At 74.5% G+C, this 702-nt stretch carries 1 protein-coding gene; it reads right to left on the minus strand.

Going from position 1 to position 702, the window contains the following annotated elements; translation table 11 throughout:
- Window positions 1–149: 149 nt before the first annotated feature.
- On the minus strand, window positions 150–512 hold the full coding sequence (locus AE652_RS42535; RefSeq protein WP_049661667.1) for a hypothetical protein: 363 nt from the start codon (window positions 510–512) through the stop codon (window positions 150–152).
- Window positions 513–702 lie beyond the last annotated feature (190 nt).

Consider the following 702-nt stretch of genomic DNA (forward strand, 5'->3'; position numbering starts at 1 on the left):
GGGCCGCGCCGCCCTCCCGGTCGCCCCGCGGTATCCGGCAAGGCGCCCGCCCCGCGGTGCCCGCGGAGGGGTCCGCGGGTGCCACGGGGCGGGCGCCTGCCGGACGGGCCGTCACCGTACGGGTGCGGGCGCCGGTCCGGGCGGCCGGTTCAGTTGAAGACCACGACGTCGGTGCGCATCGGCAGCGGGCTGTTCCACCCGATGCTGATCTTGAAGGTCACCACGCCGTTGCCCGGGGCGATGCTCGAGACCTGGAAGGCCGCGGCGCCGACGAACCGGTTGCCGTTGGAGTCGATCTCGGAGGCCGTGATGACGACCGTCGAGTCGATCCCGATGACGTTCCAGGACAGCTGGAGGTTGAAGGTCCCGTTGCCCGGGCTCCACGTCCACCAGGCCCGGTTCACGGAGCCGACGTTGCCGCCGATGGCCGCGAGGCCCTCGTCCCGGCCGGCGGGCAGCGAGCTGTGCGTGATCTGCGGGACCTCGGAGGCGGAAGGTTCGACTGCGGCCATGGCGGCACTCCCTGCGCCGGGAGAGCCCCCCACGAGCCCTCCGGATACCCAGAGTGTCCGCCGTTGCGCACAGCGTCACAATCACTCGTGCGAGTGAACCACCGGCGCGCCGCCGTGCCACCCGCGCCACCAATGGCCCCGGGCCGCGCGCCGCCCGGCGCGCACCGCCCGCCACCCGCCTGTCGCCCGG

It is taken from the genome of Kitasatospora sp. MY 5-36, from assembly GCF_001182915.1.
In the GTDB taxonomy this organism is placed as follows: Bacteria; Actinomycetota; Actinomycetes; order Streptomycetales; family Streptomycetaceae; genus Kitasatospora.

Coding starts and splice junctions, on each gene's coding strand:
- AE652_RS42535 (WP_049661667.1), bottom strand. CDS start 512: ATGGCCGCAGTCGAACCTTCCGCCTCCGAGGTCCCGCAGATCACGCAC.